The organism is Candidatus Darwinibacter acetoxidans, assembly GCF_041936445.1.
GTDB lineage: Bacteria > Bacillota > Limnochordia > Darwinibacteriales > Darwinibacteriaceae > DTU010.
In genome coordinates this window covers 26438-40923 of the sequence record NZ_JBHGXH010000197.1, presented here as the reverse complement: position 1 = coordinate 40923, position 14486 = coordinate 26438, and the positions used below count along the sequence as shown (strand labels likewise).

Sequence of the window (14486 nt, the reverse complement as noted above, 5' to 3'; positions counted from 1 at the left end):
CCTAACGACCAAAGAACTCTATGGCTGACCTGCTTCCCATTTCGGAAAGACTCTACGACTTGAGCATACTTCTTGTCTTTCGCTTTGACGATACGTACGAACATGATGTTCTTTTAAACCATCATATTCCGGTAGAAGAAGTAAGGGGGACTAGTCTGCCAGCGGATCGGATCTTGGCATCCCCGGGCAAGCAGGCTTTGGGCGAAACGTCGGAACGTGACGCCCATGGGGAGCGGAAAGGTACAAATCACAGACAGCCGAAAGCCCAACGTGGGAACACGTTGGGCTTTTGAATGTGTGCGTTGCATCCTTTAGGTCGAGGGTTCATGCAGGGGTGGAAGATCCGAGGGCGCCCTATAGAGCTTATACCGCCTGGTGCTGTGCCTGCTTTTTGGGCTTGCGTTCCAGGTTGGCGAAGAACTCGTAGACGGTGGGGATAACGAACAAGGTCAGGAGGGTGGAAGAGACCATGCCGCCCATGATGGTTGCGGCCAGGGGCCTCTGGAATTCTGCACCCACACCAAAACCGATGGCCACCGGCAGCAGGCCGAAAATGGTGGTGATCGCGGTCATGAGGATCGGCCGCAGGCGCACCTGGCAGGCCTCGAGGATGGCCTCCCGCACGGGAAGCTCGGGGTTCTGCCGGCGCCTAAGGTTGATGTAATCCACCAGCACGATGGCGTTGTTCACCACAATCCCCGCCAGGGCAATCATACCGATGATGGACATGATGCCCAGGCTGCCGCCCACTGCCCACAAGCCGGCCAGGGCACCGATCAGGGCCAGGGGGATGGTGAACATGATGATGAAGGGCTGGAGGAACGATTCAAACTGCGCGGCCATGACCAGGTAAACCAAGGCCACAGCTAAAATTAGGGCCAGGGTCAGTTCGCCTATGGATTCGGATATCACATCCTGCAGGCCGCCTACCCTGATGTGGTATCCAGGAGGAATGTTCATGGTGGCAATGATCTCTTCGCTCTTGCGCACAGCTTCGGTCAGGGACAGATCGCCCAAAATGCCGGTTACGTAGATCACCGGCAGGCGGTCGGTGCGCTGCGCCACCGCGTCGGTGGTGATCGTCTCCGGCTGCACCACTTCCTTGAGCACGATGGGGTTTTCACCCAGGCCGGCGATGGTCACGGGCGAGGTGATTTTGGTGTTGAGCAGGTCATCCACCGAGTCAATGGACGAGTTGGGTCTGAGCACAACCGGCAGGCTCCGTTTTCCAATCTGGATATCGGTGGCCACCAGCCCCGCTGTGGCATAACGCATACCCAGCCCCACCTGTCCGGCGGTGAAGCCTCCCAGGATGCTCCGGGAGGTGTCCACGTTGAGGAACAGCTCCTGGGCCGGCCGGAAGGTGGTGTCCTGCACGTCCCGGAAACCGCCGATCTGCTGGAGTCTGCCTTTGAGTTCCTGGGCCAGTTCGACTAAGACGTCCCAATCCTCGCCGCGGATCTCAACGGATAGATTGGGCGTCAACAGGGTGCTGGCCGTGGAGCCGAACAGCGAACTGTCGGAAATATTGGTCCGCAGAACTCCGTGCCTGGCCGTGATTTCCTGGATTTCATCTGTAAGCTCCCGGGCCTTGCGCTGGCGCTGGTCATGGGGGACGAGGGTCAGGAAAAACTGGGCGGCACTGGCGTCCGTTCCCCGGACCAGGCTGACCACATCCAGTTCGCCCTGGTCGCCCGCCTGCACGGCCACAGCCGCCACCTCAGGAATGGCCAGAAGGTCTGTTTCGATGGCCATGATCTTCTCCCGCACCCTCTCCAGGGGCAGACCAGCCGGGAGCATAGCCTGTACCCCTAAGAAACCTTCGTCAAAACTGGGTAGAAACTCCTGATTCAGCAGGGGATAGACCGCCAGGGCCACCGCCAGGAGGATGATCACCAGGGCGAATGTGTAGCCCTTGCGGGCCAGGACCTTTTCCAAAAGCCGGGCATAGACGGCCCGGGCCCTGCCCGCGAAGGACTGGCCCTGGGGTTTCATGGCTCGCCCTGCCCTAAGCAGCTTGGATGTCAAGGCCGGCACCACCGTCAAAGCGACCAAGAAGGAAGCGGTGAGGGCAAAGGAGATGGACAGGCCGAACTCCCTGAGCAGCTGTCCGGCCAGGCTTTCCAGGATAATCACCGGTAGGAACACCACCACGTTGGTGAGGGTGGAAGCCAAAAGAGCACTGGCCAGTTCACCCGCGCCGTCCCGGGAGGCCGCCAGGCGATCCCGCCCTTCCGTGAGGTGCCTGTAGATGTTCTCCAAAACCACGATGGATGAGTCCACCAGCATGCCCACACCCAGAGCCAGCCCGCCCAGGGTCATGAGGTTGAGGGAAAGGTTGGAGAGGTAGATCAGGACAAAGCTGGCGATGACGGAGACGGGAATGGACAAGGCGATAATGACAATACTGGAGATATTCCGCAGGAAGAAGAGGAGTACCGCCACGGCCAAAAGCGCGCCGATCATGCCGCTGGAAGCCAGGGAGCTGATGCTCTGGCTGATGAACAGCGATTGATCGGTGATGGTCGTAAACTCTAGATGCGGGTATTCCGCCTCTATCTTCCTGAGGGTGTCCTTGACCCTTTCGGCCACCCGGACCGTGTTCGCCCCGCTCTGGCGCATCACTTGGATGAGCACGGTATCCTGCCCGTTGTAGCGGGTGATGCCTTCCCGGGGTGCCACCCGCGTGGAAACTTCGGCCACATCGCTCAGGTAAATCAAGGAAGGAACCAAGCCTCCCAGACCCAGGATGCCGCTGCCCTGCTTCATACCGACAATGATGTTTTCCAGCTCTTCGATACTGTTGATCATACTGCCCGCCCGGGTGATGTAGCGCACGCCGTCCGCGGTCACTGCTCCGCCGGGCACCACGATATTCTGGTACGAGATCAGCTGCTGCAGAATCACCGGGGTTAGACCCAGTTCATTGAGGTGGTCGGGATCAAAGAGCACCTGGATCTCTTCGCTGGCGGTGCCCAGCAGGCTCACCTGGGCCACACCGGAGATCTGCTCCAGCTGCGGCCGGAGCTTTTCCAGCTCTTCCGACAGCTCAACAGGGGAAAGGCCCTGGGAGGTTACGCCCACCAGCATCAAGGGGAAGTCGTTGGGGTTGATCTGCACCACCACGGGGGTCTGGGCGCCATCGGGCAGGGTTAGGGCTGCCTGGGCCATGTTGTTGCGCACCGCATCCAGGGCGGTGAGCATGTCTGTGCCCCACTCAAACTGGAGCAGGACAGCGGAAACGTTCTCCAGGCTGTAGGAATCCATGCGCCGGAGGCCGTTGATGCCCGAAAGCGCCCCCTCCAAGGGGATGGTGATATTCTGCTCCACGGTCTGGGCTGCTCCGCCCGGATAGATGGTGACCACCACCGCATAGGGGAAGTTCATATCCGGCAGCAGGTCGATGCCAATTCTCTGGAGGGAAATAACTCCGAAGATGAGGGCAATAATAACAAAAACAGTGACCGCCACTGGGCGGCGCACAGCCAAACTGGATAAATGCATCAAAACATCCTCCTTAAGGGACCGAAGTGCATCCAGATAATAGTTCTGGATGAGGCCGGGTTATCCTGCCGTTTCTTACTGTGAGAAAGGATGAACTGCCTTGGGTAAACTTGCTAGACGGCTGCTCAGCCTGGGGTTAGCCGCGGCCCTGCTGCTGATTATCCTGCTGATCTGGAGCCGCTGGCAGGTGCCTGCGCCGGAAGCTCCCCCGGAAGAGGGAGCTGAGCTGGAAAGCTGGCGGCAGACCTTTTCCGAAACCGACCTGGATCTTCTGGCCCGGGTGGTGCGGGCAGAAGCGGAAGGGGAGCCCTTCGACGGCCAGGTGGCGGTGGCTGCGGTGATCCTAAACAGGGTCAAACACCCCGAGTTTCCCAACACCATCCCCGGGGTGGTCTACGAACCTCTGGCCTTTTCAGTGGTGGCCAACGGCACCGTCAACAAACCTGCCAATGACTCGGCCCTGCAGGCTGCCCACGCCGCACTCAACGGCTGGGACCCCACGGGGGGAGCCCTCTACTTCTACAACCCCAACAAAACACGGAGTGCCTGGATCCGCCAGCGCCCTGTGCTGAAAACCATCGGCAAACACGTCTTTGCCAGCTGAGGGGCGGTGACATGGCCGGAACCCTGCGCAGAAAGCTCACAGCAATAATCTTCGCCCTGCTCCTTCTGGGTGTGGGGTTTGCCGCGGGGCAGTACTACCTGAACCGCACCTATCAAGCCCAGGTGGAAGCCGCTTACCGCAGGGCTTTAGGCGAGCTGGCCACCCACTTCCAGCAGCTCGCCGGGGAACTGGGGCGGGCCCGCCTGGCGGTGAGCAGCAAGCAGCGGGGCCTGATCGGCTCCAACCTGCGGCGCCTGGTCTACGCCGCCCAGAGCAATCTGGGAGAACTGCCCCTGGGAGAAATCGACCTGGAGGGCCTGTGCGGGCTGTTGGCCGCGGTTTACGAGCAGACCTATTATTTCGTCCAGGAAGAAGCGGATCCCCAGGTGTTGGAGGAGCTCTACGGGCAGGTACAGTATGTCAGCGGGGAACTGGGCAGCCTGCTCCTGGATAAGCAGCAGGAATTTCCCTGGGTTTCTTGGCAGGAGTACTTCGCTGCTAAAGCAACTGTACCCCAGCTGCTTCAGGCCTTTACCGCGATCAATGCGGGCCTGGGGGAGCTGGATGCCTCCTGGGCTGAGCGGGTACCCCTCACAAGGGGGGAAATCACTGGGGAGAGCATCGAGCCGGAGCAGGCTGTGGAGGCCGCGCGAAGTTTTTGCCGTCGGGATGGGCTCCACTTTCAGGTGACCGGCGAGTCCAAGGGGCAGATCCCCACCTACACGGTGGAGGCCAAGGATGAGCGGGGCCGCATTGTTGTGGAGGTTTCCCAAAGGGGCGGCCTGGTGCTCTGGATGATGGACTCGGCGGAGGTGGACTCCCGCCGGCTTTCTACCCAGGAGATGGTGGAAGCGGGCCGGGCATTTCTGGAGGAGCGGGGTTTTCCTCCCCTGCAGATCACCGATGTGCAGGTGCTGCAGAACAGGGCCACTTTGACCTTTGTACCTGAGCGGGAAGGCATCCTGCGCTATGCCGAGCCGGTGAAGGTTCAGGTCAGTGCCGCGGACGGGAGCATCCTGGGCTTTTGGGGCACCTCCTTCTACACAGCCCAGAGCCGGCGGGAAGGGAGCGAAGAGCCCCTGAAGAGGGGGGAGGTGGTGGAGGGCAAGCTCAGGGATGGCCTGGAAGTGCTCCAGGAAAAACTTGCGCTGATCCCCACCGCGGAGGAGGGGGAAGTGCTCACCAGGAGGCTGGGCGTGCGCTACAAAGACGACTACTACCTGATCTACCTCAATGCCGCAACGGGCGAAGAGGAGCAGATCGTCCAGGTGAGCTCCCCCCAGTATTTTTAACGCAGGGCTGTAATGCCGGTGGCGATGATGCTGGCCAGCTCCGCTTCATCCCGCCGGGAGATGGTACCTGTGACTAAAAGCAGAGGTTCGCTGTACAAAACCCTACCGTACTTTCTGTACACATCTTCAAAGACGGTGACATCCACCAGCCCGTACTCGTCTTCCAAAGTCAGGAAGACAACCGTCCGGCCGCTGCGGGTGGGGGGCCGGTGGGGCCGGATCACCAAGCCCGCCATCTGCGCAGGTCCCTCCCGGCGCGCCGCCACTTCTCTGCTGGTGAGCACCGTTTTGGGCAGCTGCGGGCGGAAGAAATCCATGATATGCCCCTGGGCGGTGAGGCGAAGGACTGCATACTCCTTGAGCCAGCGCTCGAAGGGGGAAAAATCGGGAATCTGGCTGCAGGCAGGGGAAGTTTCCAGGAAAAGGCTTCCCCCTTTGCTTTGGTAGTAGTGGGGCAGCTTCCACAAAAGCGCCCGGCGGTTGGGGGAGAACCAGTCAAAGGCTCCCCCCAGGATCAGGTTTTCCGCCACATCCTTTTTCACCTTGGTGCGGTAGACAAAGTCCTGCAGGGAGCTGAATTTGCTCTTCTCCCGCTCTTCCAAAATGGACTCCAGGCAGGCTGCTTCCATGCCCGCCACCTGCTTCAGGCCGATACGGATGTTGTTGTCACCCGCGGTGAACTGGGCAGCGCTTTCGTTGATGTGCAGGGGCAGGATGGTGATCCCCCGGCTGCGGGCCTGCACGCACAAGGTGTTGGGGGGATAAAAGCCCATGGGCTGCGCATTGAGGAGCGCCGCGTAGAACTGGGCAGGGAAGTGCTCCAAAAGGTAGGCGGTGCGGTAGGCCGTGTCCGCGAAGGCCGCGGCATGGGCTTCACAGAAACCGTAGCCCGCATAGCCCACAATATAGGAGAAGATGGTTTCCGCGGTCTGCCGCTCCACCCCCCGGGCCAGGGCCTTTTGAATGAACTCCCGGCCGATGGCTTCCATTTCCGCCTGGGAGCGGAACTTAGTCATGGCCTTGCGCAGGCGATCCGCTTCCCCCGGGGTAAAACCGGCGATCTCCGTGGCGATTTCAATCACCTGCTCCTGGTAGAGGACCACCCCATAGGTGGGCGCCAGGATTTTCTCCAGCTGGGGATGGATGTAGGTCACCTGCTCTTTGCCTTGACGGCGGGCGATGAAAGGATCCACCATGTTCCCCTTGATGGGCCCGGGCCGGATTAGGGCCACGCTGGCCACAATATCTTCAAAGCGATCTGCTTTCAAACGGGACTGCAGGCTCCTTTGGGCCGGGCTTTCCAGCTGGAAGATGCCCACCGTATCGCCCCTCTGCAGCCTGGCGAAGGTAGCCCCATCATCAAGGGGGATCTCGTTGTAGTTGAGCCTGGGGCCCAGCTCCTGCACGGTGTCGGAAACCGCGGAGAGGGTGCGCAGGGAAAGGAGGTCAATTTTGATCAGGCCCAGGTCTTCAATGGTGTTTTTGTCAAACTGGGTGATGAGCACTCCCTTGGCTGAAGGCTGCAGGGGAGTGACCTTGGTTAAAGGTTCACCGCTCACCACCAAGCCCCCCAGGTGGGTGCCCATCTGCCGGGGGAAGGCATTGATGGCCGCGCAGTAATCTAAAAGCCTGGCGTATTTTTCCCCATGCAGGGGATGGTGCTTCAATTCAGGCAGCCTGTGCAGGAGGGCGCGGATGCCGTCCGCGGGGACGCTGGTGATGTTTTTGGTCAGCCGCTTCAGCTCCGCCTGGCTGCAGCCTAAAGCCTTGCCCAGATCCCGCAGGGCGGAGCGGGCGTGATAGGTGTGGAAGGTGCAGACCGAGGCCACTTTTTCCGGCCCGTAGCGCCGGTACACATAATCGGCCACCTGGTCCCGGTAGCGGGCGTCGAAATCGATGTCGATATCGGGTTTCTGGGCCCGCTCCAGGCTTAAGAAGCGTTCGAAGAGCAGCCCCCTGGCAAAGGCGTCCACATTGGTGATGCCCAGGCAGTAGACCACCACCGAATCCGCGGCGGAGCCCCGCCCCGCATAGCGAATGCCGTGTTTTTGAGCGTACTGTACCAGATCCCACACGGCTAGAAAATAATCGGCGGCATCCAGCTGCTGGATGATGTTGAGCTCGTGCTCGATGCGCTCCCTGAGGGCAGGGGTGATGGTACCGTAGCGCCTTCTGGCCCCCTGCCAGGTGAGTTCCCGCAGAAACTGGCTGGCCTTTTCCGGCTCTTCCCCCGGGAAATAGCGAGGGAAGAGATTTTCCGTCAGATCCAGGGCTGGGCTGCAGCGCTCGGCGATCTCCAGCGTGTTTTCCACAGCTTCTGGGAAGGCGGCAAAGCGCCTTCGCATCTCTTCCGGTGCGGCCAAGTAGTTCTCCCCGTTGAAGGGGCGCTCGGGGTGGAGTTGGTGCACGGTGGTCTGGGTGCGCACGCAGACCAGCAGATCGTGGATGGGGAAATCTTCCTTGCGCAGGTAGTGGACATTGTTGGTGGCCACAAGCGGCACCCGCAGATCTCCGTGGAGCTTGGCTATCCCCTCCAAGAGGCGTTTACTGAAGGGCAGGTAGTTTTGGATCATTTCCAGGTAAACCTGCCCGGGACCGAAGATCTCCAGCAGGCGCAGGACCTCTAGCTTGGCCTGGGCGTAGTCCCGGCGCAGCAGGGCTTGGGCGGTGCCTGAATGGTGGCAGCCGCTGAGGGCAATCAGCCCCCGGGCATTTTCCCGCAGGGCCTCCCAGGGCACCAGGCATTGGTGCCGGGAGCCCCGGGCGAAGCCCGCGGTGATCAGCCGGCACAGGGACTGGTAGCCGGTGCTGTTTTCCGCGAGCAGCGTCAGGTGGGTCCCGTCTTCGGTGGTGATCTCCGCCCCTTGGATGGGCTTGATGCCAAGCCCTTGGGCGAGCTTGTGGAATTCCACCGCGGCACTGACATTGCTGTGATCCGTTATGGCCAGGGCCGGCATTTCCCACTGGTCCGCTTGGTGCAGCAGTGCCTCCAGCGAGGAGGCACCGTCGAGAAAAGAATAGGGAGAATGGACATGCAGGTGCACAAACATGCTGACCCCTCCCTTAATCGGTCAAGCGGTAGAGAATCCACTGCTCCAGTTCGGGTAGAAAATGCAGCTCACAGCGGCATTTGTCGGTGAGCACTTCATAGACGAAGAGCTCCGGTTCATCCAGCCACCACTGGCCCCCTTCCCGCCAGTGGTTTAAGATGTACTTGATTTTAAACTCCCGGCCGAAGTGGAAGGCCGCGGGAAAACTCCCTCTAAACTTAAGCTCAATGGGCTGGTTGACCAGTTTGCTCATGTGAAGCACTCCCTCCAGAGCAGCAGCAGCCGCTCCCGGCGGGGAAGCTCTACCCCTCTCTGGGTGAGGGGCGCCAGCTCTTCCTCCAGGGGCCTGGGCGCCTGCGGTTCCCAAAACATGCTCAGCTGCGCGGCCGCGGAGGGCTCTAACCTGCTGAGTACCACCGTGAGCTGGGCCAGGGGCTCCGCCGGCAGCAGGCTCTCCACAGCCCGCAGGAACAGCCCGGCATCGGCCGAAGCCTCTTTAAAGAGACGGCTTTTTTCCAGGGGCGGACCTTGGGCCAGCTGGGCTGTCAGCTGCAGCTGGCCCGCGACCTTGTGCTGCTCCCTTAGGGCGGCCGCGAGCTCTTCCATACCCCGCTGCAGATAGGGCCGGAGCTCGTGGGGGAGCAGGGGCCGCAGAAATCCTTCCAGGGTGGTGCAGTCCAGGGACCAGCTGCATTTTTGGATCTGCTGGGCCTGGAAGGGGACCAGATCTTCACCCCGGCCCAGCTGCTGCAGGATCTGGGCCCTGGGGCCGAACTGGCTGCCCAGCTCCGCCAGGGGTATTTCCGCCAGCTGGCCCACGGTCTTGACGCCCAGCTTTTCCAAGGCGTCCAGTTCGTCCAGGGGCAGGCGGTGCAGGGGGATGCGCTGCAGAAAGCTCGCTGTCTGCTCCGCGGGAACCACCCGCTCCCAGCCGCTGAGGTTGTGCGCGGCTAGTTTCGCCACCAGTTTGCTCTGCCCCGCGCCCCAAATGCCCTCGCAGTTTTCCTGGCGCAGCTTTTCCCCAAAATCCAGGAGGAACTGCTGGAAAATGGCTGGCTGGGCAAAGCGCAGATACCAGGCGTGGGGATATTCCACCTCCAGTTCGTCGGTGTACTGACGGGAAAACTCATGCCAGCCGTGGGCAGCGGGCAGGAAATCAGCCAGCTCGATGGCGAAGGTGAGCACCGGTTTATCCAGCTGCAGGACCCTCTGGCTGCTGCTGTGGATGGAGAAGCCGTGGTCTTTCAGTTCAGGGGAGAAGTCCCAGACCTTCCTTTTGTGTGTTAGAATAAAGTATGCGTCCTGCGCTTCCGCAGGCGGCTGAAAATGGCGAATATAAAAGTGGCGCAAGCCACAGTAAACGATCATGACACTCCTCCTCCGGAACATCTGTTCGCCTAAATTATAATACAGAACAAGCGTTCTGGTCAAGGAGGGAAAGGATGGTAATATGCAGATCACCTTCCTGGGTACCGGCACATCCTACGGCGTCCCCGTCTTAACCTGCACCTGCCCTGTGTGTACCAGTCAGGATCCCAAAAACAAGCGCACCCGCAGTTCCCTGTGGCTGCGCTGGAAGGGGACGAGCCTTTTGATTGACACCGCCACCGAGTTCCGCCTGCAGGCCCTGCAGGCAGGTCTGCGCCAGGTTGATGCGGTGCTCTACACCCACTGCCACGCGGATCACGTCTTTGGCTTCGATGATCTGCGGGTCTTCAGCCGCCTGACCAACAAGCACGTTCCCGTGTACGGCAACGCCCCCACCATTGCTGAGCTGCGGGAAGTCTTTGCCTATATCTTCCGCCAAAAAAAGCGCCACGAGGACCGGGCTTGGATCGAAACCATCGTGGTGGAAGGGCCCTTCCAGGTGGGGAATGTCCTGGTGGAGCCCATTCCCATCTTCCACGATGCCCTGCCCATTTTGGGCTACCGCATCGGGAAGCTAGCTTACATCACCGACTGCAGCCGCATCCCCCCTGAATCACTGGAACTTCTGCGGGATCTGGATCTTCTGATCCTGGGTGTGGTGGGCTTCAACCCCCACCCTGCCCACATGCATCTGGACCAGGCCCTGGCCTTGGTCAGAGAGCTTCAGCCCAAACAAACCTATTTCACCCACATTTCCCATCTCCTGGAACACAGCAAGGTGAGCAGCAGCCTTCCCCCGGGAATTCACCTGGCCTATGACGGGCTCACCCTGCACCTGCATTCTTAGGCGGCGCGCGCATATAGTGTAGTGATCTTCTCTGCAAGGAGGGGCGAGATGGTCATTCACAAAGAATATGCGCTGCGCCGTTTTTGCGAAGCTCCCCTGAAAGACGAGGGCTGCCGGAAGCTGCTGGCCAGGATCTGGGCGGAGCCAGCCCAGCTTCAGCGGCTGGTTTTTGTCACCACCAGGGATTACCTGCCCAACACCATGGTGGTCTCGCAGTTGGGCAGTGAGGAAATACCCTTTGAACTGAGCCTGGGCAGCGAGTCGGAGCAGCTGATCCTGGTAAATGGCGGGCTTCTGCGCAAAACCCAGAAGACCACAGAACTCTGCCTTACCGACCCTGCGCAGGCCTGGGAAGCCCTGCAGAGCTACTGCGGGCTCCTCCATGTGCAGCTTGTCTTCCATGGGGACACGCCCGATTGGTATGCCGAAGTTGCCGTGCCCAACGAGGCCGTCCCTCCGGAGCTGGCTGCGGGCTTTGCCTCCTTCCTTAGGGAGCAGGCGGAGTTGGTCCTTTGGGGTATTGCCCTCAAGGCCCGCATCGATGAGGCCCTGGACAAGCGGGACAAGCGGCTCTTCCAGGAATCAGTGCGGCTGTACAAGCAAGTGCGCCAGTCCTGTTTTTGGGAACTTTGAACTGGATTCCGTTTCCAGGGTCCAGTGGGGGAAACTAGGCAGGATTTACCCCCGCAACGTGGAACTCTCATATGGATGCATTCAGCTACAGCCTTGGAGGTAAACGGGTTGAAACCAGTAGTCCACAGAAAACCAAAAAGCCAGCTGCGCGAACTTGTGGAAACCCTGGGTTCCGCAATTATCATAGCCGCCTTCATCATGATCTTCATTGCTAGAGCCTACACCGTGAACGGGGATTCCATGCTGCCCACGCTGCATCACGGAGAGAGGCTTCTGGTTGATAAGATCTCTTACCGCTTTGTCGAGCCTTCCCGGGGCGAGATCATCGTCTTCAAGAACCCGTCCAATCCCAGCGAGCAGTTCGTCAAGCGCGTGATCGGCCTGCCCGGTGACAAAGTGGCCATCATTCAAGGTGTGGTCTACATCAACGACCAGCCCATAGAGGAGGATTACACCTTGGCGCCGGCCCGCATCGGGTTCGCTCCCCAGATCGTTCCCGAGGGTACTTATTTCGTCCTGGGCGATAACCGCAACAACAGCGAAGACAGCCGTTTCAGCCGGGTGGGATTTCTGCCCAGGGAGCTGATCATCGGGCGCGCTATCTGGCGCTACTGGCCCCTGGACCGCATCAGCCTCATGCCCCGTCCCGCGGTGTTTACCAGCACAACCTTTTAGGCTTTTAGGCCCGCAGGGCGGGTCCTTTTAGGGCCAAAATTGACAGAATGTTTGGAATTGCATTATAGGGACCGGGCGGAGGTCTGGTACATACACTATGTTGACCAAGTTCTGCTAGTCCTTTTCCCCTGATCTGTGCCGAGCCTGCTTCCCCAAATCTCAAGCAAACTTAGGCTGTGAAGGAGGCTGCAAGTTGAGCGAGAAACTAGCACTGGTTCTTTCCGGAGGCAGCGTGCGCGCCGCTGCCCAGGTAGGTGTGCTGCAGGCAGTGGAAGAATACGATCTAGAGCCCGATCTGGTGGTGGGCACTTCCGGCGGTTCCATCGTCGCGGCCCTCTATGCCGCGGGGCTCAGCGCCGGGGAACTAGAGGGTTTGTTTCAGGAATACAGCAGGGCCCAGGGCAGAATTGTGGATTTGAACTGGCCCGGCGCGGTGTTAGCCCTGCTGACCTGGGATTTCCGCAGGCTCACGGGGATTGTCCGGGGCCGGTCCCTGGAGCAGATCATTGCCCAGAGCCTGCCTATAGGGCGGTTCCAGGACCTTAAGAAGTGTCAGCTGTTGATCCCCGCGGTGAACCTCAATAACGGGCAGCCCACCGTGTTTTGCGACTACCGAGCTTTAGGCTTAACTCCCGATGACAACGGGGAATACGGGGGATATCTCCTGCGGGATGATCTCACCATTGCCCAAGCGGTGCGGGCCAGCATCAGCATCCCCGGGGTGTTTGTCCCCGCGGCCTTTGCCCAGGACGAGGACTGCTACGTGGATGGCGGGCTGAGGGACGGCTATCCCTTGAACGTTGCCGTGCGCCTGGGCGGCGCCGGGCGGGTTCTGGGAGTGAACATGGGTTATGCGGGCATGCGCCGGGATTCGATTCTGGCGGAAGGCCCCCTGGAGATCTTGAGCCAGTCTTTGGATATCATGATCTGGGCGCAGTATAAAGACCGGCTGCAGGATCGGGCGCTGGTGCGCAGCAGGCTGATCACCATCAATCCATTGATCTACAACATCGGGACCTTTGAGGTGGAGTATATTCCCGAGATGATCGAACGGGGCTACGAGGTGGCCGTGCGGCTGTTTAGGGAACGGGGGCTCAGGCCGGGTGAGGCGGCCAACCGGGACCAGCTCTTCAGGCTGGTGCGCACTCCCCAAAGCTACCCTGAGAAAAACAGCCCCTATTTCCACTACCTCCTGGAAAACCAGATCAAAAAGAAAACACCGCAGCCAGTTCGCCGGCCTAACTTCCTGCGGCAGCTGCGCACCTTGGCGCGGCGCAGGGCCCTGGGTTAAACCCGGGGCTTTTTTGTTGTCTGCCGTTTGGGTGGGATAAATAAAGGGTATTTTTTCCAGGCGTGGAATGTGGGCAGCAAGGCATGGGAGAGGAGATGGGAGGATTTGACCAAAAGAGGAGCGGGACTTTGCCTCCCGGTGCTGCTCATTCTCTCCGGCTTACTTGCGGGATGTTCCGGCGGAGGCTCTGCGGATGGTTTCCGGCCGATCCCCCAGGCCACATCCGGGCAGGAGCGCTACGAGGAGATCAAGCGGTACGGCCGGAAAAAGATGTACCTGCTGCAGAGGCTGAGGGAGATCAGGGATGAGGTTCTGGCTGAGGTTGGCGAAGGCTGGCGGGCCACGATCCTGGCGGCCTTTGATGAGTCCATCGCCAACGCCGCCGCCAGAAACGATGAGTTCTCCGTCAAAGCGCTGCAGCAGAGCCGGGAGAAAATCGTCCAGTTCAGCGAAGGGGAGTGGATAGAATTCTACAAAACGGACGAGTACAAGCACAATACCATCCACGAGTTTCCCATGGGCGATGTGACCTTCGCCCAAGGGCAGAGGTGGGCCCGGGTAGCGCCGGGGCTGTATTCTTGCCTAGTCGATCCCCAGCTGCAGAAATACTCTATGGTGCACTCTGTGAAGATACCTAGGCTGGCGGACAACGTCATGACCATTAGGCTCCCGGTGAAATTCGGCGACAGGGGGTATGGTTGGGAGAACTCCCCCTGCAACCTGGCGGTTTATGAGCATGCTGTCCAGTTCGTTTACAAGTTCTTCGAGGGGGAGATCAGCAGGGAGGAGTTTGATGCGGCCGCGGAGGAAGTGGTGGTCATGGGCTACAACGACCGCACCATAAACCAAATCTACCAGGAACTCGATGATGAATCTCTGACCAACGCGGAGAAAAGGACCATCTATACCCGCGCAGCGCTGGTCAGGGAGAACCCCAAGGCCCAGATCAAACGGGAGTTCAACGGCAAAGTGTATACTTTCAAATACGACAATCACGATGGATATTTGATCATCGAGTTCACCCTGGATCACCAGGAAATACCGGAATGAGTTGGATCTACATACGATTCAGATCTAGACGCTGGCGGCACCCCCGTTTTGGGGGTGTTTGCGCGCCTGTCCAAGCCTTTTCCTGCTGTATTTGGAAAGAAATTGTAAAGAAGGGCTTTCCTGGCTGAATGAGATTGAAAACCATTCTCACATCTGCTATGCTAAAACTAAG

Annotated in this window: 11 protein-coding genes; 7 read left to right on the top strand and 4 right to left on the bottom strand. The window is 59.8% G+C overall.

Annotation, left to right across the window (positions count from 1 at the left end; translation table 11 throughout):
* Positions 1 to 363: 363 nt before the first annotated feature.
* Positions 364 to 3504 carry an efflux RND transporter permease subunit gene (locus ACE4YL_RS07640; RefSeq protein WP_461367282.1) on the bottom strand — a complete coding sequence of 1047 codons (3141 nt, stop codon included), beginning with the start codon at positions 3502 to 3504 and terminating at the stop codon, positions 364 to 366.
* Between the two features lie 100 nt (positions 3505 to 3604).
* Between ACE4YL_RS07640 and ACE4YL_RS07635 the strand changes: the two genes are divergently transcribed.
* Together ACE4YL_RS07635 and ACE4YL_RS07630 are read left to right on the top strand one after the other, a co-directional pair.
* Complete coding sequence (locus ACE4YL_RS07635) at positions 3605 to 4108, top strand: cell wall hydrolase (protein WP_461358186.1); 504 nt, start codon at positions 3605 to 3607, stop codon at positions 4106 to 4108.
* 11 nt (positions 4109 to 4119) lie between these two features.
* A complete protein-coding gene (locus ACE4YL_RS07630; RefSeq protein WP_461358185.1) occupies positions 4120 to 5400 on the top strand; it encodes a PepSY1/2 domain-containing protein in 1281 nt (426 codons plus the stop codon).
* Here the strand turns inward: ACE4YL_RS07630 and ACE4YL_RS07625 are convergent.
* Genes ACE4YL_RS07625 through ACE4YL_RS07615 form a run of 3 tightly spaced genes read right to left on the bottom strand, consistent with a single transcriptional unit; the run spans position 5397 to position 9818 of the window.
* Positions 5397 to 8450: a DNA polymerase III subunit alpha gene (locus ACE4YL_RS07625; protein WP_461365230.1), complete on the bottom strand. Its 3054-nt coding sequence runs from the start codon at positions 8448 to 8450 to the stop codon at positions 5397 to 5399. The genes ACE4YL_RS07630 and ACE4YL_RS07625 overlap by 4 nt on opposite strands.
* Before the next feature lie 13 nt (positions 8451 to 8463).
* Positions 8464 to 8703 (bottom strand): DUF6504 family protein, encoded by a 240-nt coding sequence (locus ACE4YL_RS07620; protein ID WP_461358183.1) that lies wholly within the window; start codon positions 8701 to 8703, stop codon positions 8464 to 8466.
* Complete coding sequence (locus ACE4YL_RS07615) at positions 8700 to 9818, bottom strand: DinB/UmuC family translesion DNA polymerase (RefSeq protein ID WP_461358182.1); 1119 nt, start codon at positions 9816 to 9818, stop codon at positions 8700 to 8702. Before ACE4YL_RS07615 ends, ACE4YL_RS07620 begins: the two co-directional genes overlap by 4 nt.
* An 82-nt stretch (positions 9819 to 9900) precedes the next feature.
* Here ACE4YL_RS07615 and ACE4YL_RS07610 point away from each other — a divergent pair, with 82 nt between their 5' ends.
* From ACE4YL_RS07610 to ACE4YL_RS07590, 5 genes are all read left to right on the top strand, one after another.
* On the top strand, positions 9901 to 10665 hold the full coding sequence (locus tag ACE4YL_RS07610; RefSeq protein ID WP_461358181.1) for an MBL fold metallo-hydrolase: 765 nt from the start codon (positions 9901 to 9903) through the stop codon (positions 10663 to 10665).
* Positions 10666 to 10713: 48 nt separating this feature from the next.
* On the top strand, positions 10714 to 11298 hold the full coding sequence (locus ACE4YL_RS07605; RefSeq protein ID WP_461358180.1) for a hypothetical protein: 585 nt from the start codon (positions 10714 to 10716) through the stop codon (positions 11296 to 11298).
* 108 nt (positions 11299 to 11406) lie between these two features.
* A complete protein-coding gene (gene lepB, locus ACE4YL_RS07600; RefSeq protein WP_461358179.1) occupies positions 11407 to 11973 on the top strand; it encodes a signal peptidase I in 567 nt (188 codons plus the stop codon).
* A 193-nt stretch (positions 11974 to 12166) separates the two neighbouring features.
* The gene (locus tag ACE4YL_RS07595) at positions 12167 to 13264 is read left to right on the top strand and encodes a patatin-like phospholipase family protein (protein ID WP_461369447.1); all 1098 of its coding nucleotides are present in this window, start codon (positions 12167 to 12169) and stop codon (positions 13262 to 13264) included.
* Between the two features lie 105 nt (positions 13265 to 13369).
* Positions 13370 to 14314, top strand: a complete 945-nt coding sequence (locus tag ACE4YL_RS07590; RefSeq protein ID WP_461358177.1) for a hypothetical protein — start codon at positions 13370 to 13372, stop codon at positions 14312 to 14314.
* The last annotated feature ends 172 nt before the right edge of the window (positions 14315 to 14486 follow it).

Excerpts from the sequence above, each read along its gene's own strand:
- ACE4YL_RS07640 (WP_461367282.1), bottom strand. The coding sequence starts at position 3,504 with ATGCATTTATCCAGTTTGGCTGTGCGCCGCCCAGTGGCGGTCACTGTT.
- ACE4YL_RS07630 (WP_461358185.1), top strand. The coding sequence starts at position 4,120 with ATGGCCGGAACCCTGCGCAGAAAGCTCACAGCAATAATCTTCGCCCTG.
- ACE4YL_RS07625 (WP_461365230.1), bottom strand. The coding sequence starts at position 8,450 with ATGTTTGTGCACCTGCATGTCCATTCTCCCTATTCTTTTCTCGACGGT.
- ACE4YL_RS07620 (WP_461358183.1), bottom strand. The coding sequence starts at position 8,703 with ATGAGCAAACTGGTCAACCAGCCCATTGAGCTTAAGTTTAGAGGGAGT.
- ACE4YL_RS07615 (WP_461358182.1), bottom strand. The coding sequence starts at position 9,818 with ATGATCGTTTACTGTGGCTTGCGCCACTTTTATATTCGCCATTTTCAG.
- ACE4YL_RS07610 (WP_461358181.1), top strand. The coding sequence starts at position 9,901 with ATGCAGATCACCTTCCTGGGTACCGGCACATCCTACGGCGTCCCCGTC.
- ACE4YL_RS07605 (WP_461358180.1), top strand. The coding sequence starts at position 10,714 with ATGGTCATTCACAAAGAATATGCGCTGCGCCGTTTTTGCGAAGCTCCC.